Here is a 20,367-nt window from a genome sequence, read left to right as displayed (position 1 = left end):
TCACTCTGCCGCCAGAACGCCGGTTTCGCCGGTAAGCAGCAGGCGCGTCGCGGACGCCACGTCGTCCTTGCGCATCAGGCTTTCGCCGACGAGGAAGGTGGTGATGCCCACGGCTTCGAGACGCTTGCAGTCGGCATGGGTGAAAATACCGCTTTCGCCGACCAGCAGCCGGCCTTCGGGAACCATGGTGGACAGGGTTTCGCTGACCGTCAGGCTGACCTCGAAGGTGCGCAGATTGCGATTGTTGATGCCGACGAGCGGCGAAGACAGCTTCAATGCCCGCTCCATTTCTTCGGCGTCGTGCACCTCGACCAGTACATCCATGCCGAGGCCGAAGGCTTCGTCCTGGAGGCGCTCGGCATCGCTGTCGGAAAGCGAGGCCATGATCAAGAGAATGCAATCGGCACCCCAGGCGCGAGCCTCATGCACCTGATAGGTTTCGAACATGAAATCCTTGCGCAATGCCGGCAAAGAGCAGGCGGCACGGGCGGCGGTCAGGAATTCCGGTGCGCCTTGGAAGCTTGGGCTGTCCGTCAGCACAGAGAGGCAGGCAGCGCCGCCCAACTCATAGGCCTTGGCAAGGGCGGGCGGATCGAAATCGGGGCGAATGAGCCCCTTGGACGGGCTTGCCTTCTTGATCTCGGCGATCAGGCCGAAGGCGCTGACATCCTTCTTGGCGACCAATGCCTTATGGAAGCCGCGCGGCGCGGACTGGCCGGCCTGCATCGCCTTGAGATCGGCAAGCGAGACCTTGGCCTTCGCGGCGGCGATCTCCTCGCGCTTGTAGGCTTCGATCTTCTGGAGGATATCGGTCATGACGTCCTAATCCTATTCTTCGGCGTTGGAGACGGCGATCAGCTTTTCCAGCGCGGCGGCGGTCGCGCCGCTGTCGAGCGACTGAGCCGCGAGCCTCATGCCATCATGAAGCGTTTCCGCCTTGCCCGCAATCACGAGGGATGCCGCGGCATTGGCGAGCGAAATATCGCGATAAGCGTTCTTCGCACCGCTGAGCACGTCGCGCAGCGCTGCCGCATTGAAGACGCCGTCGCCGCCCTTGAGGTCTGCCAGCGAGGCATGCGGCAGGCCGAAATCGGCAGGCGTCAGCTCGAAGGTGCGGATCTTGCCGTCTTCAAGCGCGGCGACATTCGTCGGGCCGGTGGTGGTGATCTCGTCGATACCGTTGCCGTACACGACCCAGACGCTTTCCGCATTCAGATCCTTCAGCACCTCGGCAAGGGGCACGACCCATTGCGGCGCGAAGACGCCGAGCAGTTGGCGGCGTGCGCCGGCCGGGTTGGACAGCGGCCCTAGCAGATTGAAGATCGTGCGCGTTCCGAGCTCGACGCGCGAAGGGCCGACATGGCGCATTGAGGAATGATGCAGTTGCGCGAACATGAAGCCGATTCCGGCTTCGCGAATGCAGCGAGCGATCGTCTCGGGGCCGACATCGAGCTTGATGCCGAGCACGGACTGCGTGTCGGCCGTGCCAGCCTTGGAGCTTTGGGCGCGATTGCCATGCTTGGCGACCGGCACACCAGCACCGGCCACGATCAGGGCGGCGAGCGTGGAGATATTATAGGTGCCAACACCGTCACCGCCGGTACCCACGATATCCATCGCATCCGCAGGTGCTTCCACCGGCAGCATCTTGGCGCGCATCGTTGTGACGGCGCCGACGATTTCATCGACCGTCTCGCCGCGCACGCGCAGCGCCATCAGGAAAGCGCCGATCTGCGAGGGCGTGGCTTCGCCCGACATCAGGATCTCGAATGCCTGACGGGCCTCATCCCGTGTCAGCACCTCGCGGTTGGCGACCTTGGCGAGGAAAGGTTTCAATTCAGCCATCGGCTATCGATCCTCCCGACCGGGCCTAGCGAGACATCGCCTGTTCGGCGAGGCTCTGGTTGACCGTGACGCTGTATTTGGATTGCAGGTCGCTGACCATCTGGTCAAGAATGTCGTCGCCGGCGGCATTGGCAATCTGAGCTGCCTGCTGATCGGCATTGTTCAGCGCATCCGTCGTCGGATTGTCGTTGACCTCGGTGACCTTCAAGAGGATCTGCGTCGTGTCGTCTGCGCCGACCGCGTTGGCGACCGTGTCGGCCGGACCAGAGAACGAGGCCGCAACGCCACCACGACCGAGAACGGGATCATCCGTCGTGCGGGTCACACCAGACTTGTTTTCGACGGCGATGCCAAGCGGCGCAGCGATGTCGGCAAGCGATTTGCCCTTCTGCGCTTCCTGCTTCAGCTCGGTTGCCTTGGCGGCGAGCGCAACCTTCTGCTGCTCGGCAGTCCAGTCGGCAACGGCCTTGTCATGCACCTCGGAAAGCGGGCGATCGTGATCAGCCGTGATGTTCAGCACATCGTACCAGACGTAACCATTGTTGCCGATGGTCAGAGGTGCAGCATTGCCGCCCTGGTCCGCCTTGAAGACTTCGGCCAGCAATTGCTGCTTGGCAGGCAGGTCCTTGATCTCGTTGCCGCTTGAGTCGAGGCCGGTGGCATCGACCGAATCAACGGTCACCAGCTTCAGTTTCATTTGCTGTGCGGCTTCCTGCAGCGACGCACCCGAGCCGCGCAAGTCTTCGAACTTGTCGTGAGCGCTGGTGATTTCATCGGCGGCATTGTTGAGCGCAATCTGCTTGCGGATGTCTTCCTTGACCTCGTCGAAGCTCTTCGCCGTCTCCGCCTTGACATTGGTTACGCGCAGGATCACCGGGCCGAATGAACCGTCGATGACAGGCGTGGTGCCGCCTTCCTTGATAACGGCAAAGGCAGCCTGGGCGATTGTCTGATCCGGAACCTGATCCTTGGTGAAGGTGCCGAGCAGCACGTCGGCGGGCTTCTTGCCTTGATCGGTGACCAACTGGTCAAATGTCGAGCCCGTCTTCAGCGCGTCGGCGGCAGCGTTGGCGAGGTCCTTGTTGGCGAAAGTGAGCTGCTCGATCGTGCGCGTTGCCGGCGTCGTGAAGCTATCCTTGCGCTTCTCGAACTCGGCGCGAACCGCATCGTCGGTCACGCTCGCGGGATTGGCAACATCTTCGGCCTGCAGCGTCACATAGGCGAACTTGCGGTATTCGGGCGCGCGGTACTTCGGCTTGACGCCATCGAACCATTTCTGCAGCACGTCTTCGGCGGGCGCCTTGATCGGGTCGATATTGGCGTTGGTCAACAGCAGATAATCGATGCTGCGGTTTTCGTCATGATATTGCTTGACGGCATCGACGAGAACCTTCGGCGCAGTAAAGCCGTTGGAGACCGCTTCTACGATCTGACTACGGATCGCAACCTTACTGCGCTCCTTGATGTAGTCGTCGGGATTGATGCTGCTGTTGCGCAGCAAGCTCTCGAATTTCTGCCGGTCGAAGCTGCCGTTCAGCGCCTTGAAGGCGGGATCGTCGCCGATAAGCTGGGCGAGGCGATCCTGCGACAGGCCAAGGTTCATATCGGCGGCAAGCTGGTCAAGCGAAGCGCCGGCAACGAGCTGGGCGACCGTTTGCTGTCCGATGCCGAAGGCGCGCGCCTGCTCCGGCGTGATCTGCATGCGCAGTTGCTGGCTGATGGCCTGGATCTGGCGACGATAGGCGAGGCGGAATTCATTGGTACCAATCTGCTGATCGCCGACCGTCACGACGGTATTGCTTCCGCCGCCGCTGATGAGCGAACGCTCAACCCCCCATATGCCGAAGGCCGCCGCCAAAATAAGCATCAAGCCCTTGGCAACCCAGGTCTGGGCGATTTTTCTCAACACGTCGAACATCGGAAGGCAAACCTCGTCATCAATACAGTCTTCGCCCGCAGGCGAAGCAATCGGAGTTCCTTAGAACAATCCGAACCGGAATTGAAGAGCCAGCAAGGAAATCACCGGGCCTAGCGCTGCAGACCCGGAACCTTTGCCTGGGATTGACGTTGAAAGCTGAGGTAAACAGAGGAGCCGACGATGGCCGAGACGAAATCCGCTTCCGCCCAAACTGCCTCAGCTCAGGTACAAGCTGAAACAGCCGTCGAAGACCTTAACCTGCAGATCGCCGCGCTTCGGGAGGATCTGACGAAACTTTCGCGCAGCATGGCCGCGGTCGGGCAAGGCGCGAAGTCCGTCGTCACCGAGGAGGCTCAGGAAATAACCGATCAACTGCGCGAAAGGGTTCGCCAGGAGCCGATCTTCATGGTCGCGGCAGCCGCCGGCATCGGTTATCTGATCGGCCTGCTCAGCCGTCGCTAGGTCAATGCTCGCTTACGGATAGCGGTTCTTTTCAAAGCTCGTCGTGAAAACGCGGGCTGGCGCGGATGAATGTCCAGAGCGCCTTGCTGATCTCGACAATCTCCTTGATCGAGCTCTCCAGCCGTTCGATTTCGCGCAGATCCAGTTGTTCCACCTTGCCGTATTTGACGTGCCGGTCGTCCTCCACCAGACGCATGAGCTGCGTGCTGGAGATTTCGCCGTTTTCGTCGAAGGAATAGATGCAGTGATTGTATTTGTTGCGCATCTTCGATTCCCGCTTCAAGCGGCTCATCAGCGCCAGCACCGCATGGCTGTCTTCCGCCGGCGTCGAGGATAGTTTTGCCAGACGTTCGACCAAATCAATGCGCGCGCGCGTGGTGTTCAGCGTCAGGAAGACGATGATGGCCGCATCCTTCTCCACCCTCAGCAGATGCGCAATGATGTAGATCAGAAGGCTTTCCGTATTGGTCCAGACATAGTTCAGGCGGCCGACGCGAAGCAGAATATCGGACATTGCAGGCATGGCGCGGTCCTATGCTCAATCAGCCAAAGTACAAATTCATCACCGCTCCCTGAAGGCGCGCGACATGCTGTCGACCACCGGCTTGGAGAGATATTCGAAAAAGGTGCGTTCGGACGTCTGGATCAAAACATCCGCGGGCATGCCAGGTACGGGCTTGAAGCCCGGAATGCGTTTGATCTCCTCACTCGGGATCTGGACGCGAACAACATAGACATCGCGCTGCGTCGAACCGGAATTGTCCTCGATCGAGTCGGCTGAGACGTAGAATACCTTACCGTTCAGCACCGGTGTCGTGCGCCGGTTGAGGGACGACAGGCGGATGGAGGCGGATTCACCTTCGCGCAACTGGTCGATGGAGGTGCGCAGCACCTGTGCCTCGATGATCAAAGGCACGTTGTTCGGCAATATCTCCATGATCGGCTTGCCCGTCGTGATGACGCCGCCGGCGGTATGATAATAGGAACGAATGACCGTGCCGCTGACCGGTGAGCGGATGACGGTGCGGTCGAGCACGCCCGCAGCCTCACGCACCTGCTCGCGCACGCTGTCCAAATCGGATTCGGCCGTTTCCAACGCGTCGAGCGCTGCCTGCTTGTTGGTGTTGATGGCAATGATCGCTTCCTGGCGGTACTTGGCGACCTGGGCTTCGTTCTCGTTCAACTCAGCATCGATGCGGGCAAGGTCGCCCATGGCATCGGCGACCGCGCGCTGCACGGCCAGAAGGTCGGAACGCCTGACAACGCCGATATTCGCAAGCTTCTCTTTCGATGCCTGTTCATCGGTCAAAAGGCCGAGCTGCGTCACGAAGGCCTGCCGCTGGCCCTGATATCCCTGGGTGCGATATTCGAGCGAACGGATGTTCTTTTCGATAAGGTTGAGCTGTTCCTGCAGCTTGGATTGTTTGCTGTGAAAAACCACAACCTGGCTTTGGATCAGAGAGGTCACATCGGGATCGTCGGCCTCCGCCGTGACGATATCGGGGACCTTGAACTCTTCATTGCCCTGGGCCTCGGCTTTCAAACGGGCGACCACAGTTTCCAACCGCAGCCGTCTCAGTTTCAGCGCCCGATCATTGGCGAGAGCCGCCGTCGGATCGAGGGTCAGCAGGATATCCCCCTCCTGCACGACCTGTCCTTCGCTCACCATCAGCTCCTTGATAATGCCGCCCTCGAGATGCTGAACGATCTTATTGTTGCCGGTCGCGACGAAACTGCCTTGAGCGATGACGGCCGAAGCGATCGGCGCGGTGGCGGCCCAATAGCCGAAGCCGCCGAAAGAAGCGAACAGGATCGCCAGACCCGAGACGCTGTAGAGCCTGATCGACCGTGGCACCTCGCTATACCATTCGAGTTGCCCCTGTTCGTTGTCTTCTTTTTTCTTATTCTTGTTTCTCCCGAACATGGCGCTCACCCTTCGATCCTTGCCGGTGGCCGATTGCCGATTTCATTGCTGGGTTTGTTGCTGAGCGTTTTCAGTACCTCGGTACGCTCTCCGAACAGCGCCACCGAGCCGTCCTTCAGAACCAGGATCTTATCGACGCATTGCAGCAGGGCAGGGCGCTGGGTGATCGTCACTGTGGTGATGCCCTGTTTTTTGGCGTGGATGAGCGCCCGGGCCAGCGCCGCCTCGCCGGCGGTGTCGAGATTGGAATTCGGCTCGTCGAGAACGACGAATTTCGGATTGCCGAAGAAGGCACGGGCAAGCGCGATACGCTGCTTCTGGCCGCCGGAAAGCGGCGCGCCATCGGCGGCAACCACCGTCTCATAGCCCTGCGGAAAAGTCGCGATCAGCTCATGCACGTCAGCAAGGACGGCCGCCTCGTAAATCAGCCGGTCTTCGACGTCGTCGCGCATGCGGCAGATATTGGCTTTGATCGTACCCGGAAAGAGCTGCACGTCCTGAGGCAGGTAGCCGATGCTCTCGCCGAATTGCCGCTGATCCCAGTTGCGCAGATCCATCAGATCGAGCCGCACATTACCGGAGGTCGGCAGGATCGAGCCCACCAGCATCTTGCCGAGCGTCGTCTTGCCGGACCCGGAATTGCCGATGACGGCAAGCGATTCCCCCTTCTTCAAGGAAAAGGAGATGCCGTTCAAAACGACCCGTTTCTGCGGCGGCGGGACGAAGAGAATGCGCTCCACATCGAGCCGTCCTTCCGGGTTGGGCAGGCGCAGCCGCGGGAAGTTCAGCGGCGAATTCAGCAATAGCTGCTTGATGCGGCCGTATGCGGCGCGGGAATGATTGAACTGATTCCAGCCCTCAATCGCCCCTTCGACCGGCGCCAATGCTCGGCCGGAGATGATCGAGGCCGCAATCACCATGCCGCCGGTCAACTGGCCGGAGAGCGAGAGATGCGCGCCCCAGCCGAGCAGGGTGACCTGGGTGATCAGGCGGCAAGCCTTGGTGAGACCGGAAAAGACGATATTGCGGTCCTGGGCGGCCACCTGCGATTTCAACGATCCAGCAGTTTCACGGCCCCACATCTTCACGGCTTCGGGGATCATCGCAAGGGCATTGATGATCTGCGAATTACGCGCCATGGAATCCAAATGGAAATTGGCGCGGGTAACGAAGGCGTTGGCTTCGGCAAACTGTTTCGCCGTCATCTTTTGATTGAGATAGGCGATTACGAACAGGACGGCGCAGCACGTCATGACGATCACGCCGAGATGCGGATGCACGAGATAGACAACGACGACGAAGAGCGGCATCAATGGCGCGTCGAGGAAGGCAAGCAGCGTGCCCGAGGTCAAAAAGGACCGGAGTAGCTGCAGATCGGCAAGCGTCTGGTAGTCGCGGCCGTTGCCGTTCAAGGACGCACGGGCAGCCGCGCTCAGGATCGGCGCGCCGAGCTGCACTTCCAATTCGACGGCTGTGCGCATCAGGATGAAACGGCGCACGGAATCCATGATGACCTGCAGGAGAATGGCGCCGACGACAGCGATCGTGAGCATGACCAGCGTATCGATCGAGCGGCTAGTCAGAACGCGGTCGGAAATCTGAAACAGATAGATCGGGATTGCCAGCACCAGGACATTGATGGCCAGGGTGAAGATCATGACGATCAGCATGTTGCGCTGAACGACCGAAATACCCTTGCGCAGACTGGCGGCGAAATTGATCGGCTGGGCGCTGCGTTTGTGGAAGATGCCGCCGTCATTGCCTCCGCCACCTCCGCCTTTGCCGCTCTCGTTATTGCCACCGTGACCGCCACCGCCGGCAAGCGACCGGCGCTCGTTCTCACGCAACGGGCCGGAGTCGTTGTCGATCGTCCGAGGCAAAGGCTGCGATTGATTCACCTTCATCTCAGGCTTTGGCATCTCAGGCCTGGGCATTTCGGGCTTTGGCATTTCCGCTTCCGGCAGCCGGGGCGCCGGTTCGATCACAGGCTCCGGAGCGACCTCTGGAGCGGGCGATATCAGCCGCATCTCGATCTCGGTCGTCGAGGTGGCGGCCCCTTCATCAACCTTCGTCACAACGGAAAACTCCGCAGGGGCGGGAACCGTCTCAGTTTCCACGGCAGCCACAGTCGTCACGTCCAGTATCGACGGTTGGGGAGAAAGGGGGGAGGGAACCACGGCGGCCTTAGGCTCGCGCCGCAACCGTTTCAAGCTTTCCACAGCGTCTTCTATGGCCGCCATATAGGAGGCGGTGTCGCGCTCGGCCGTCCGCTCCTCCTCGCCCGACGCCAGCGACGTGAGGTGCAATGTCCGGCTTTCCGCCATGCTCAGCTTTGAAATCTGGTTCATCAGGAGCATCCCCTATGTCTCTGGCTAAGTGACGGTCTGCATGACGTCGCCGACAGGGCCGTTGTGCCAGGACATGTCGTGGCCGAGATCGATGGTTTCATTCTGCGCGGGCTGTTGATCGTGATCACCGAGGAAAGCGATCGCTTCATTGGCCAGCGGTTGGCTTTGCTGGTTTGCATTGGTCGTATTGGTCTGATCGTGATCGACCAGGCCGCCTTGGATGAGGACGGTATCGGAATAGAGATTGCCGGCGAGATAGGTCGTATGACCGACGCTGTCGTAATCGGTAATATTGGCGATATTGACCAGGGCATTGCTGCCGGTGTCGATCGATACCGTGGCGTTCTGATTGTTCGCCACCACATCGCTTGCGACTTGATGCACGATATCGGAATCGCCGACGATATTGATCTGCTTGATGACGTTGACGTCGAAGAAGTTGCCGGTGATGTAAAGAACATTCAGCGCCTCGTGACCGGCGAAGTTGGAGTCGTGGGCAAGCCCGTCCGGTATCTCGTCGGTGTGGTCCTGGATATTCTTGACCGTGTCGTTGATGAAATCGGGCATCGTCGTGAAACGATCGGACAGCCCGACATTGTTGATCGAGGCGAGGTTCCAGAGCAGGTTGCCGCCGGTCTGAACATGTTCGCCGCCTTGAAGGGTCGACACCACGTCATTGTCGTAGAGCACCGAGATCTGGCTGATCGAATTGATGTCGAACGCGTGGCCGCCGACGATCATCAGATCGTACTGCATGCCAAGACTGAAAAAGGAGGCAAGGTCGACCAATGTATTGCCGCCGGTCAGCAGCATCGTCTCGGCGCCGGTGGTCGTCACCCGCATCGTGTCGTTGTCGGAGAGGAAATTATATTGCTCCGTCCAGTGCAGGAACGAGACGTCGCCCTCGATGACGCTGACGCGCCAGAAGCTCGGGAAAACCGGATTGCCGTCGTCGGTATGGTCTGATGTCGAGCTCACCTGAAACTGGGTGTGCTCGAAAACCGCGATATTCCTGCCGATCGTCAAGGCGCTTTGCGAAGACTGGTCGTTATCGCCTGAGGTGCAATCGACTTTATCGTTGTCGCTGTAAACATAGCTCTGTGAGATCGCGTCGATGGAATGATAGTCGCCCATCACTGCCATCACATGCGCGATCACATTTGTGTCGATGATGTTGACGAGGTTTGCGACGACATTGCCGCCGGCCTCGATGTTGAGGGAGTTCGGCCCTAGTCCCGTCTGATGAACGGTTTCATCCGTTCCTTCGATCACCGCTTTTTGCGCGGCAAGGCCGCGATCGGGCATGGAATCTTCGAGATCCGGGACGCTGCTGACCTGCTCACCGTTGACAAAGATGCCGTCGAGCTGATTGCCGGCAATCGCAAAGTAATGGCTGCCGTCGGGGCCTTGTATGTCGGCGCCGCCGTTCGCCTCGATGGTTTTGATAAATGCGTGCAGATCGTCGCTGAGCTTCATCATCCCCTCGGTGCTCTCCGTCCGCTGGAGGGAGTCAAGGGGCGATAGTTCCTCGGCTTTCACCGTCGCTTGGCCCAGCCAATCGTAGACATCGGAGACATCGCGAACGAGATGATGGGAAGAATTCGTCATGTCCAGCACGTCGTCATCGCGCAAGACATTGGCCTGCACCACATGAGCGGTCTCCGAACCCGGCCCTACGTGGACGTCGAGTTTATACGGCAGAGCAGCAGGCTGGAATTGGATGTCGGAGGGGCGGTGGACGACAGGGATCTCCACCGGCGCAACGCCATCGGGACCGTTTATGCGCACATGGTAGGGATCATCATGCAGGCGTACATAGCCATAACGGAAGTCGTAAGGCGAGGAGATGTATTTCACGTCGGGAGCGTAGTCGACCATCGTCAGCCCCGATGCAAAGTCGTCCTTTGCCAGGGTCGGGTCTGTCTGTTCCGACGGACTGTCCTCCGTCGATGTCCCATCCGTGTAGCCCAGCCGCAGACGCAGATCCTCGATCTGCGTGTCGAAGAGCCCGATAAAGTGGGCTATGATCTCCGATATTTTTTCCGCGTGCATGACGAACCCCCAATTTTCGGAAACGCCTGGTCTATCCGAACCGAAGCCGTCGCTACCGACGGCTGTCATTTCAGCGAAATCCAGGTTCAAGCCACATATGTGCGCCGGCCGGTCCTCCGGACGGCGCACAAAAGGCGTGGCTCTCGCTTCGAAATCAGGTGTCGCCAGTTGTCACGTGATGATCGCCGCCGACAACGGCAATATCCGCAGAGTTGGTGAGCAGGTTCGCCCCCTGTACCACTTCCTGATGGAAGCCGGAGTTGGCGATGATAGCGGAAGAATCCGCCGACGCCGTACCGGTCATGTCGTGGCCCACGCTCGGCACCCCGTTCCAATTCAGGGTCGGGTCGAGATCGAGGCCATCCGCATGGGAATGACCACCGTCTGCTGTCAGGTTAATGCTGGCATCCTGGTTCTGCATCCGCAGATCATAGGCCTGATCCTGGTCGGCGAGATTGTTGGCCTGAACCAGGCTAAAGCCTGTGTCATTGCCGCCGCCGCCCAGCGCATTGTTGAGCACGCCATCGATATTGAGGTTGAAGGAGTAATCGTCTCCGAGATTGAAGGTCAGATCGCCACCGGCTACGCCGAGATTTCCGACATCATGGACATCCTTGATCGTTCCAAAATCGTAATCGGAATGAGTGCTGGAGTCGCTGTAGTTGTCGCGATTGTCACCGTTGTTGTTGGCTTCGGTGTGGACGTCGGTATCCGTCTTGGTAATGGCCTTGTAGTCATAATCGTAACTGTTGTCGCGATTATCGCCATTATCCTTGATGTTGATGTCCGTATCCGTGTCGGTCTTGGTGATTACCTTATTGTCGTAATCCCAGTTATAGCTGTTATCACGATTGTCGCCGTTGTTGGTGTTGTCGCGATTGTCGCCGTTGTTTTTGACGTCGACATCCGTATCGGTGGTGTTGGTATTGTTGCTGTTATTGGTGTTGGCGACGCCGACAAGACCGGTCGAACCGTCATCCACTTCCGTCGAATTGACGGCGCTGGTCGCGAGACCATCCGCCAACGCGCCAACTTTCAGGTCGTCATCGGCGCTGATGTTGGCGATATCAGAATCAGGAGACATCATACATTTCCTCCAAATGAGGAGGCCGTCTCGGGGAATCCCTCTCATCTAAACGGGATTGACTCGCGGCGGCCCCAACTCTGTTAACGTTGCGGCAGGTGTACGCACTACAGGACTACCGTCAAAACCGGCCTGTTGGTTCAGACCTGGCCTCTTGGGATTTGCAGCTACGCAAAACAAAGTACGCAAATCCGCCCTGGCGCTCAGTTAGAGCGTCCAACGCCTTCTGCTTTCTGTTGTCTCTAAGAAGTTAGGGGAGGAGGAGGTTGTCCGGGACGCGAGACAAAGGACCGGAATGCCATTTTCCCCAAGCTCCGCGGTTGGTGCGGAACAGTGGGACTTTGACCGAAAACAACACAAGCTCATAGATACCAATTCGGGCTACCGCCCTGTTTCGGTTTCGTAAATCGGATTTCATCCGATGAGTGCGCAGGATTTAAAGCGCTGTTGTCACTCGTCTTTTCCAGATTTTGTGAGCTATCGACCGCCTGATTGGCATCAATGAGCGTTACCGTTCGCTTACGCAGTCTTAATCCGTCCGACTTAAGGGATCAGAAATTGTGGCGGTGCATCCAAGTAATATATTTCAAAAATCTAACTAAGTCTGCGGTCGTTGCAAAAACGGACCACGTCAATGAAATTTCAAATTGTAATAAAAAGTATATCGACGCTTACTATGCTTTAAGCCAGTCTTCGGCTCACCCGAGTCGGTCTACCGATTTCGGTCGATTTGGGCTATTGTCAGTCGCCAGGTGACCTCCACCTTAGGTTAGCTGATTAAACAGAAATGCCCGGAAATGTGCAAAACTGAGCACAAATACGGCACCCAATTTGGCCAAATTCCCACATTTGTGATAATTTTTAAAGTTTTTGCGGCAAAACTAACCCCTTTGGGCAATTTCCAAGTACGATCGCATGGATTAATATAGTTTTATATTAATTAAGAAGACTGCATAAACAGTCCTATCAGGGCACCGTGCTCATAAAAAACATTCCGGCAAAAAGCGGGTTAACACACATGGCTGCGAGCTTTGGGGGATGCACAAATGTACATCGCAAGCGTAAGAACAGGGGATGCTGAGGACAATCATAACATCATAAACTTGAGAGAGACTATCGTCGTACTGGCGGATGCCGATCTCTTTTCTGAATGCCTGGTGCAGACTTTAGGCACCAGATTTGCAGCATATGACATCATTAGCATTACCGACCCGAAGGCACTTCAGGGCAAAGTTCTGGAGGGCGTTAAACTGATCCTGCTGTACCATCTTCAATCTGAGGAAATGCAGGACACTTTACATGCAATAAGGGCGAATTCGCCCGGAATATCGATCGGGCTGGTCGTTGAAACGATCGATCTGCACGATCCATACGTGGCCAGACTTGTCGAAGGACGGAATATACACGGCGTTCTGCCGCTCAATCTGCGCCTCGACGTGTTCATGGCAGCGATCGACCTGCTGATGAAAGGTGGCGAACACTTCCCCTCGGCGCTTCTACGCCGGCTCTCTGGGGACACGCCGCATCTCAGTCAGCCGCTCTATCAGGCACAGACGCGTTTTGCCACGAGCCATAGACCCTATGAGGATGCTATCGCCATGCGCAACGGCAGTCTGCAGGCACTGACCACGCGCGAGGTCCAAATATTGGATCTCATCTGCAAGGGGACACAGAACAAGATCATAGCGGACCAGCTCAGCCTGTCCGAAAATACGGTCAAGGTTCACGTCCGCAACATCTACAAGAAAATGAATGTCCGCAATCGAACGGAAGCGGCCTCACGCTTCTTCAATTCGGACAACGGGCTGGATCGGGATCCATCGCGTCGCTGGAGAAACTGATCCACGGATAGGAATTGAGAGGGGACGGCCGTTCGCGACATCGTGGGCGGCCGTTTTCTGTCTTCACCGGTTCCGGGCCGAAATATCTTATCGCTCGAAACGAAGGCCCGACCCAGGCCGCCCCGTATTTCCACTGCCGTTGCGTTAATCCCGCCGCTTAGGTCACTCCTGAAAGCGGACTATATTCCATGCACGACGCAGCCAATATCTCACCTGTGAAATAGCTATTTAGTATAGTTTGCCTAATCATTCATCAGATTTCCGTTGACGTAGCGTAAAGTAGTTTTATCATTGTCTCATTCACCAAGTTAACGTCCGATTCGATACTGGTGAAAATTGTAAATATGCACGAATTGTTACTGTAAATAAATTTACGTTACTCCTCTCAATCAATGTATTTTAAGTACAGCATGCGGCCTATAGGAGCCGTTATTTGATACGGGGAGGGAGGTGTAGTGCGTAGATTTGTTCCCATGGATGGCGGTCCTTTCTCCTCAAAAGGGTTGCCATCCACCCTTACACATCAAGCTGAAACGGCTCTTGTCAGCGGCGCAACACCGCCACCCTCTCTTTCGTTCTGAAGGTGACACGATGGGCAAGATCCCTGCCGTCAAAGCCGCTGTAATCCACGCCATGCTTCAGCCTTCCGTCGAACCCGCCGATATTGGTCCGGCGACGGAGCGGGTGTTCGAAGGCAGGATGCGCTTTGCCAATCTGATCGGCATCACCGTCTGGACGGCAACCATGACCTTCTTCTGGCTGTGGTGGCTGCGCAGCGATCACATCATCGGCTGGCCATCCTATCTGCTGGTGACGCTCGTTCTTGCCTGGATCACCGGCTTGCCCGCCTATTTCATCGTCATCGTCCATGATGCGCGGCGGATGCCGCAAGCTGGCGGACCGTTGCCAGCAGGGCGCATCGCCATGGTCGTTACCAGAGCATCATCCGACCCTCTTTCCCTCGTGCAAACGACCTTGCGGGCAATGCTCGATCAAACGGGCTGCGATTTCGATGTCTGGTTGGCGGAGGAAAAACCCAGCCTGGAAATGATGAAATGGTGCATGGAACACGGCGTCTTCACCTCCACGACGCGCGGGAGCGCCGGGGCTGACGCTCCCGATCTTTCGCCGCATTGCAAGCAAGGCAATCTCAGGTCTTTCTACGATCACTTCGGCTATGAAAGATATGATTTCGTCGTGCAAATCGATGCCGGCCATGTGCCCGAAAGGATCTATCTCCGCGAAATTGTTCGGCCATTCCGCGATCCCTCCGTTGGCTATGTGTCGGCGCCGAGTATCTCAGACGCCGATGCGGCATCGAGCTGGGCGGCGAGGGGCAGGCTCTCTGCCGACGCCGGCATTCAGGGGGTGCTGCAGTCCGGCTACAACAATGGCTGGGCACCGCTCTGTATGGGCACGCACTATGCTGTGCGCACCGCGGCTTTGAAGGAAATCGGTGGCCCCGGGCCGGAACCGGCGGAAGATCTTTCGACGACACTGGCGATGAATGCCAGCGGCTGGCGCGGTACCCATGCGCTGGATGCGATCGCCCATGGCGACGGTCCGGCGACCTTCGCAGATCTCATGATGCAGGAATTTGACCGGTCGCGCAGCCGAATGACCACCCTGTTGCGGTATTCGACGGCCTATATGCCGAAACTGCCTGGATGGTTGAAATTCCAGTTGTTATTCTCCGAGCTTTGGTATCCGCTGTTTTCCTTGGGCTTGGCTATCATCTTCATGCTGCCGATCGTCGCGCTTCTGACCGGCCACAGCTTTGCCGATGTCACCTATCCCGCTTTCCTGCTGCATTTCCTGCCGATCGCTGGCGCGATGATCGCGATCGCTTTCATCTGGCGCGCCACCGGTGCATTCCGACCCGCCGATGCCAGGATCATAAGCTGGGAGAGCATGGCATTTCTGCTCCTGCGCTGGCCCTGGTCGCTGATGGGCTGCGCAGCCGCAATTCGCGATCGTCTCACGCGTTCTCCGAGCGATTCCCGCGTCGCGCCCGAGAGGATCGCAGAAGCACGTGCGCTGCCGCTTCGCGTCTTGGCGCCCTATATCGCGATCAGCCTTGCTTCCGCGCTGGCGATGGTCTTTGCTGCGGATCGGGAGGCTGCCCAAGGCCTCTTTATCTTTGCCGCGATCAATACGTTGATCTATGCGGCGCTGATCGGTCTGATCATCGCCCGGCATAGAACGGAAAGCATGCCTTCCCGTTAAGCGCTCGCCTAACCCCGCGAGCCTGCGACATCTTTGCGACACCTCCTGCGACATTTTTGACGATCTGCACAAGATCGTGCGTTGGCCCCTTGTATCGCATGCTTACTTACTATACGTGACAGCATTATAAGGTTGCTTATGAATAGCAGGCTTCTTATCCCATGAATTCGACACCAACTCTCGGCTTTCTCCTGCATGACGTTGCCCGGCTTCTTCGGAAGCGGTTCGAGCAGCGTGCGAAAGATATGGGACTGACGCGTTCGCAGTGGCAAACGCTCGCCTATCTCTCGAACAATGAAGGGATCCACCAGGCGGGTCTTGCCGAGATGTTGGAAATCGAGCCGATCACGCTGGTGCGCATCCTCGACAAGCTGGCCGAACGCGGCCTGGTCGAACGCCGCCAGCACCCGAACGATCGGCGAAGCTGGATGCTTTACATGCGCGAGGAAGCGCGGCCGTTGCTCGACACCATGCGCAGCATAGGCGACCAAACCCGCAAGGAGGCCCTGGATGGGGTCTCTTCCGAAGATCATGAGCGCCTTTATCAGTTGCTCACCCTTATGAAATCGAACCTGGTCCAGGCCTGCCGCGCAACGGTGGGCGACAAAGAGACAAATCATGGCTGACGCATCTTCTTCGCTTCGCGTTCCCGCAAACGTGAACTCCGCCAACGAACAGACCGCAATCGAGCAGAACCAAGCCGCAGTCGCCGAGGCGCCGTCTTCCAATCCCGCTCCGGCACCCGCCGCTGCCGGCACCGCCGCTCCGGTTGCTCCTCCCGAAAAGCCGCGCAAGCGCCGCAGCCCGACGCGGCCGATCCTCTTCGCGCTGCTGCCGGTCGCCCTTGTCATCGGCGGCTATTACTACGTCACCGGCGGGCAGATAATGTCCACCGACAATGCCTATATTCAGGCCGATATGGTCGGTGTTTCCACCGACGTTTCCGGCACGGTGATTTCGGTCGACGTGCATGAAAACGAGGTGGTGAAGAAGGGGCAGGTGCTCTTCCGCCTGAAGCCCGACTCCTTCCGTATTGCGCTGGAAGGCGCTGAGGCGCAGCTTGGCAATGCCCGCAACCAGATCCTGAACCTGCAGGCTAGCTACAAGCAATCGCTGGCGGAAATCGCCCAGGCGCAGGCCGATATTCCCTATTTCCAGACCGAATACGACCGCCAGCAGAACCTGATCAATAGCTCGGTCGCCTCCAAGGCCGCCTATGATCAGGCCAAGCACAATCTCGATGCGGCACAGCAAAAGGTCTCCGTCGCCCAGGCGCAGGCTGCAACCACGCTCGCGCAGCTCGGCGGCAATGCCGACCAGCCGGTGGAGCAGAATCCGGTTTACCTGCAGGCCAAGGCCGCCGTCGACAATGCGCAGCGTGAGCTTGACGACACGGTCGTGCGTGCACCCTTCGACGGTATTACCGCCAATGTTCCGTCGCTCCAGGTCGGCGCCTATCTGACGGCCGCACAGCAGGGCTTCTCGCTGGTCTCCACCACCCATATGTGGATCAATGCCAGCCCGAAGGAAACCGAGCTCACGCATGTCCGGCCCGGTCAGAAGGTCTCGATCTCGGTCGATGCCTATCCGGGCGTGACCTGGAAGGGCACCGTCGCCAGCATCTCGCCGGCCTCGGGCGCGAGCTTCTCGCTGCTGCCGGCGCAGAACACCACCGGCAACTGGGTCAAGGTCGTACAGCGGATTCCGATGATCGTCAGCATCGACGACATGCAGGGCAAGCCGCCGCTGCGTGTCGGCATGAGTGTCGTCGCCGATGTCGATACTGGCCATGCCCGTGGCCTGCCGGACTTCGTTGCAAACCTGTTGGGCCAATCCCACGGTCAGGACCATGAGTAACGCTGCTGCTGCTTCACCCTCCGGCCCGATCGCCAATCGCGGTGCCATTACCGCCTGCGTCATCCTGGCGGTCATCATGCAGGCGCTGGACACCACCATCGCCAACGTCGCTCTGCCCCATATCCAGGGTGACGTTTCAGCGAGCGCCGATCAGATCAACTGGGTTCTGACATCTTATATCGTCGCCGCCGCCATCATGACGCCGCCGTCGGGTTTTCTCTCGGCAAAATTCGGCCGCAAGCGCGTGCTGCTGGTGGCGATCGCCGGTTTCGTCGTCGCCTCCGTTCTCTGCGGCCTGGCGCAGTCGCTGAACCAGATCGTCGGCTTCCGCCTGCTGCAGGGCCTGTTCGGCGCAGCGCTCGTACCGCTGTCGCAGGGGATTCTTCTCGACATCTACAATGTCGAAGAGCGCGGCAAGGCCATGGCATTGTTCGGTGTCTCGGTCATGGTCGGTCCGGTGCTGGGGCCGGTCATCGGCGGCTGGCTGACGGACAATATGAGCTGGCGCTGGGTGTTCTATATCAATGTGCCGATCGGCGCGCTCGCCTTTGCCGGCATCGTCATCTACCTGACGGAAACCAAGCTCGACGCGCTCGCCAAGCTCGATCTCTTCGGCTTCAGCATGCTGTCAATCGCCATTGCCGCCCTGCAGCTTTTCCTCGATCGCGGCGAGCAGCTCGATTGGTTCTATTCAGGCGAAATCATCATCGAGGCTCTGGTTTGCGTCTGCGCTTTCTATCTCTTCCTGGTGCATACGTTTACGGCGGAACGGTCCTTCGTGAACCCGCGATTGTTCCTGGACCAGAATTTCGCCGTCAGCATGCTGTTCATTTTCGTCGTCGGCGTCACCTATCTGGCGTCGCTGGCGCTGATGACGCCCTATCTGCAGACGCTGATGGGCTACCCGGTCGTCACCGCCGGCATCGTCATGGGTCCGCGCGGGCTCGGCACGATGCTGTGCATGTTCGTCGTCGGGCGGCTGATCGGCAAGGTGGATACGCGCTGGCTGCTGTTCTTTGGCCTCGCCCTGACCGCTTGGGCGATGTACGACATGACCGGCTGGACGCCAGATGTTTCGCAATGGACGCTGATTTCAGTCGGTTTCGTCCAGGGGGCGGGGCTCGGCTTCCTGTTCGTGCCGTTAACGACGATCGCCTTTGCGACGCTGCCTGCGCAGATGCGCGGCGAGGGTACCGGCCTCTACAACCTCTCGCGTAACATCGGCTCGAGCGTCGGCATCTCTGTCGTCTCGGCGCTGATCACCGAAAATACCCAGGTCAACCACTCGACTATCGCCGCCTATGTGACGCCGTTCAACCGCTATTTCGATGCCACGGCCGCGCAAGCCATCAGCCCCGTGACCGCTGTCGGCCGCGCAGCACTCGACGGCGTGATTACCACGCAGGCGACGATCATCGCTTATATGGACGATTTCAAACTGCTGATGCTGATGTCGATCTTCGCCATGCCGTTGCTTTTGCTGCTGCGCAAGCCCAAGGCGCCGCCGGCCGTCGACCACAGCATCGCGATGGAGTAGCTGCGTAGTCTTTCCAGTTTCACTACGCGGCAGCATGACCGCCGGGCTCCACCCCGGCGGTCTTTTTCAGAGCAATTTCAGGAAAAGTGCGCAGCGGTTTTTCGTCCGAAATTGCGTGGCGCTCTAAGGAAACCGGCGGCTGACGAAGCGTGAGCCGGCGGCGCCGAAGCGCCATAGCGGATCGACATTTTTAGTAATCCCGATCCGCTTGCCTGCGACCACCGGCACCGGCTCGGCCAAGATGAACTCGAAAGGCGAGGCGTCCAGCGCCAGGCCGTTCAGGCTGATATCCACGCCCAAGGCCTGCGTCAGCTTTCCCGGGCCATTGCAGAGATCGACAAAGTCGGCAACACCGCGCCGCCGGACCATGTCCGCGATGCCGCTTTCCGGCTCCAATGCCCGGATGAGCACGGCGCTGGCGCCTTGGCAGACGAAATTCAGGCACCAGTGAATGCCGTAGGAGCGGTAGATATAGACCCGGCCCGCCGGCCCAAACATCGCCGCCGTGCGCGCCGTCGGTCCGCGAAAGCTATGGGATGCCTCATCATCCGGCCGATAGGCCTCCGTCTCGACGATTCGCCCGCCGGCACCGGCGACCGCGAGGCGCGCGCCGATGAGATCGGACGCTACGGTGACCGCATCGCGGGAGAAAAAGGCGGTGAGGGCGGGGCCAGCCAAAGGCTTGGGGCCGATTGATAAGGGCTGGTCGTCAGGCGTCATGGGCGAGGGCGGTGTCCACTGGTTATTCGAAGCCGAATCTTGCGAAGCTCTCGTCTCGATAATCCCTTTCGCTGAAATCATAGCCGGATGGGATTTCAGCGCATCGATCTGTATCATTTCTTTACGCGGGTTCAGAAACGAAATGTTCTCTGATAGGGAAGGGAGGTTGTGAGACTCGGACTGGAAGAAAATGGCTGCGCGGGATCGATATTCAAGAAAGCTCGAATGCTCTCAGTGTGGCAATAGCGGCTTCGCCGAGGTTTCGGAGGATGACAATCCGCGCCGTGAAAACCCCGGCTTTCTCGTGGACGAAATGCCGGCGGGCTTTTTCGACGAGCGCAAATCGAACGATCCGGCGAAATACATGATCCGCTGCCGCTGCGGCAGTGTCTTCCCATTCAAGCGCAAATCTCACTACGCGCCCGGCGGCGAGCCGAGGGCATAGGGCCCATTGCCTGGCTGCGCCAATTCGTTCGGTGCGGAGTTCAATCAGGCCGGTTGACGCTCCGGCCCGAATAGCTGTAAAGCCAGCCGACCACATTTACTGAGGCAA

General features: G+C 58.6%; 16 protein-coding genes. 7 read left to right on the top strand and 9 right to left on the bottom strand.

Going from position 1 to position 20,367, the window contains the following annotated elements:
• From trpC to PH547_RS01545, 3 genes are read right to left on the bottom strand one after another with little or no spacing between them, the layout of a single operon-like run.
• The gene (gene trpC, locus PH547_RS01555; protein WP_104823120.1) at window positions 1–816 is read right to left on the bottom strand and encodes an indole-3-glycerol phosphate synthase TrpC; all 816 of its coding nucleotides are present in this window, start codon (window positions 814–816) and stop codon (window positions 1–3) included.
• A gap of 12 nt (window positions 817–828) precedes the next feature.
• Window positions 829–1,845, bottom strand: coding sequence for an anthranilate phosphoribosyltransferase (gene trpD, locus PH547_RS01550; protein WP_104823119.1), 1,017 nt, complete (start codon window positions 1,843–1,845; stop codon window positions 829–831).
• A gap of 25 nt (window positions 1,846–1,870) precedes the next feature.
• Entirely contained in the window at window positions 1,871–3,763 is a 1,893-nt protein-coding gene (locus PH547_RS01545) for a peptidylprolyl isomerase (RefSeq protein ID WP_104823118.1), read from the bottom strand.
• A gap of 180 nt (window positions 3,764–3,943) precedes the next feature.
• Here PH547_RS01545 and PH547_RS01540 point away from each other — a divergent pair, with 180 nt between their 5' ends.
• Window positions 3,944–4,225, top strand: coding sequence for a hypothetical protein (locus PH547_RS01540; RefSeq protein ID WP_104823117.1), 282 nt, complete (start codon window positions 3,944–3,946; stop codon window positions 4,223–4,225).
• Window positions 4,226–4,256: 31 nt separating this feature from the next.
• On the opposite strand, the gene PH547_RS01535 is transcribed toward PH547_RS01540, so the two are convergent.
• The 5 genes from PH547_RS01535 to PH547_RS01515 form a co-directional block, all read right to left on the bottom strand.
• Entirely contained in the window at window positions 4,257–4,748 is a 492-nt protein-coding gene (locus tag PH547_RS01535) for a hypothetical protein (protein WP_104823116.1), read from the bottom strand.
• Window positions 4,749–4,787: 39 nt separating this feature from the next.
• The gene (locus PH547_RS01530; RefSeq protein ID WP_104825100.1) at window positions 4,788–6,149 is read right to left on the bottom strand and encodes an HlyD family type I secretion periplasmic adaptor subunit; all 1,362 of its coding nucleotides are present in this window, start codon (window positions 6,147–6,149) and stop codon (window positions 4,788–4,790) included.
• A 5-nt stretch (window positions 6,150–6,154) separates the two neighbouring features.
• On the bottom strand, window positions 6,155–8,497 hold the full coding sequence (locus PH547_RS01525; RefSeq protein WP_104825099.1) for a type I secretion system permease/ATPase: 2,343 nt from the start codon (window positions 8,495–8,497) through the stop codon (window positions 6,155–6,157).
• Between the two features lie 24 nt (window positions 8,498–8,521).
• Window positions 8,522–10,618 carry a hypothetical protein gene (locus PH547_RS01520; protein WP_285167292.1) on the bottom strand — a complete coding sequence of 699 codons (2,097 nt, stop codon included), beginning with the start codon at window positions 10,616–10,618 and terminating at the stop codon, window positions 8,522–8,524.
• 85 nt (window positions 10,619–10,703) lie between these two features.
• The gene (locus tag PH547_RS01515) at window positions 10,704–11,633 is read right to left on the bottom strand and encodes a fibrinogen-binding protein (RefSeq protein ID WP_104823114.1); all 930 of its coding nucleotides are present in this window, start codon (window positions 11,631–11,633) and stop codon (window positions 10,704–10,706) included.
• 1,046 nt (window positions 11,634–12,679) lie between these two features.
• Between PH547_RS01515 and PH547_RS01510 the strand changes: the two genes are divergently transcribed.
• From PH547_RS01510 to PH547_RS01490, 5 genes are all read left to right on the top strand, one after another.
• Entirely contained in the window at window positions 12,680–13,474 is a 795-nt protein-coding gene (locus PH547_RS01510) for a helix-turn-helix transcriptional regulator (RefSeq protein WP_104823113.1), read from the top strand.
• A 591-nt stretch (window positions 13,475–14,065) separates the two neighbouring features.
• Window positions 14,066–15,700 carry a glycosyltransferase family 2 protein gene (locus PH547_RS01505; RefSeq protein ID WP_245463958.1) on the top strand — a complete coding sequence of 545 codons (1,635 nt, stop codon included), beginning with the start codon at window positions 14,066–14,068 and terminating at the stop codon, window positions 15,698–15,700.
• A 161-nt stretch (window positions 15,701–15,861) separates the two neighbouring features.
• Window positions 15,862–16,326 (top strand): MarR family winged helix-turn-helix transcriptional regulator, encoded by a 465-nt coding sequence (locus PH547_RS01500; protein ID WP_104823112.1) that lies wholly within the window; start codon window positions 15,862–15,864, stop codon window positions 16,324–16,326.
• Window positions 16,319–17,557: an HlyD family secretion protein gene (locus PH547_RS01495; protein ID WP_104823111.1), complete on the top strand. Its 1,239-nt coding sequence runs from the start codon at window positions 16,319–16,321 to the stop codon at window positions 17,555–17,557. Before PH547_RS01500 ends, PH547_RS01495 begins: the two co-directional genes overlap by 8 nt.
• Entirely contained in the window at window positions 17,550–19,094 is a 1,545-nt protein-coding gene (locus tag PH547_RS01490) for a DHA2 family efflux MFS transporter permease subunit (protein ID WP_285167291.1), read from the top strand. Before PH547_RS01495 ends, PH547_RS01490 begins: the two co-directional genes overlap by 8 nt.
• 123 nt (window positions 19,095–19,217) lie before the next feature.
• Here PH547_RS01490 and PH547_RS01485 read toward each other — a convergent pair whose 3' ends face one another.
• Window positions 19,218–19,814, bottom strand: coding sequence for a DNA-3-methyladenine glycosylase (locus tag PH547_RS01485; RefSeq protein ID WP_104825097.1), 597 nt, complete (start codon window positions 19,812–19,814; stop codon window positions 19,218–19,220).
• 190 nt (window positions 19,815–20,004) lie between these two features.
• Here PH547_RS01485 and PH547_RS01480 point away from each other — a divergent pair, with 190 nt between their 5' ends.
• Entirely contained in the window at window positions 20,005–20,259 is a 255-nt protein-coding gene (locus PH547_RS01480) for a hypothetical protein (protein WP_104823109.1), read from the top strand.
• Window positions 20,260–20,367 lie beyond the last annotated feature (108 nt).

Source organism: Rhizobium cerradonense, from assembly GCF_030182455.1.
Taxonomy (GTDB): domain Bacteria; phylum Pseudomonadota; class Alphaproteobacteria; order Rhizobiales; family Rhizobiaceae; genus Rhizobium.
This window is presented reverse-complemented; position numbering and strand designations above follow the sequence as displayed.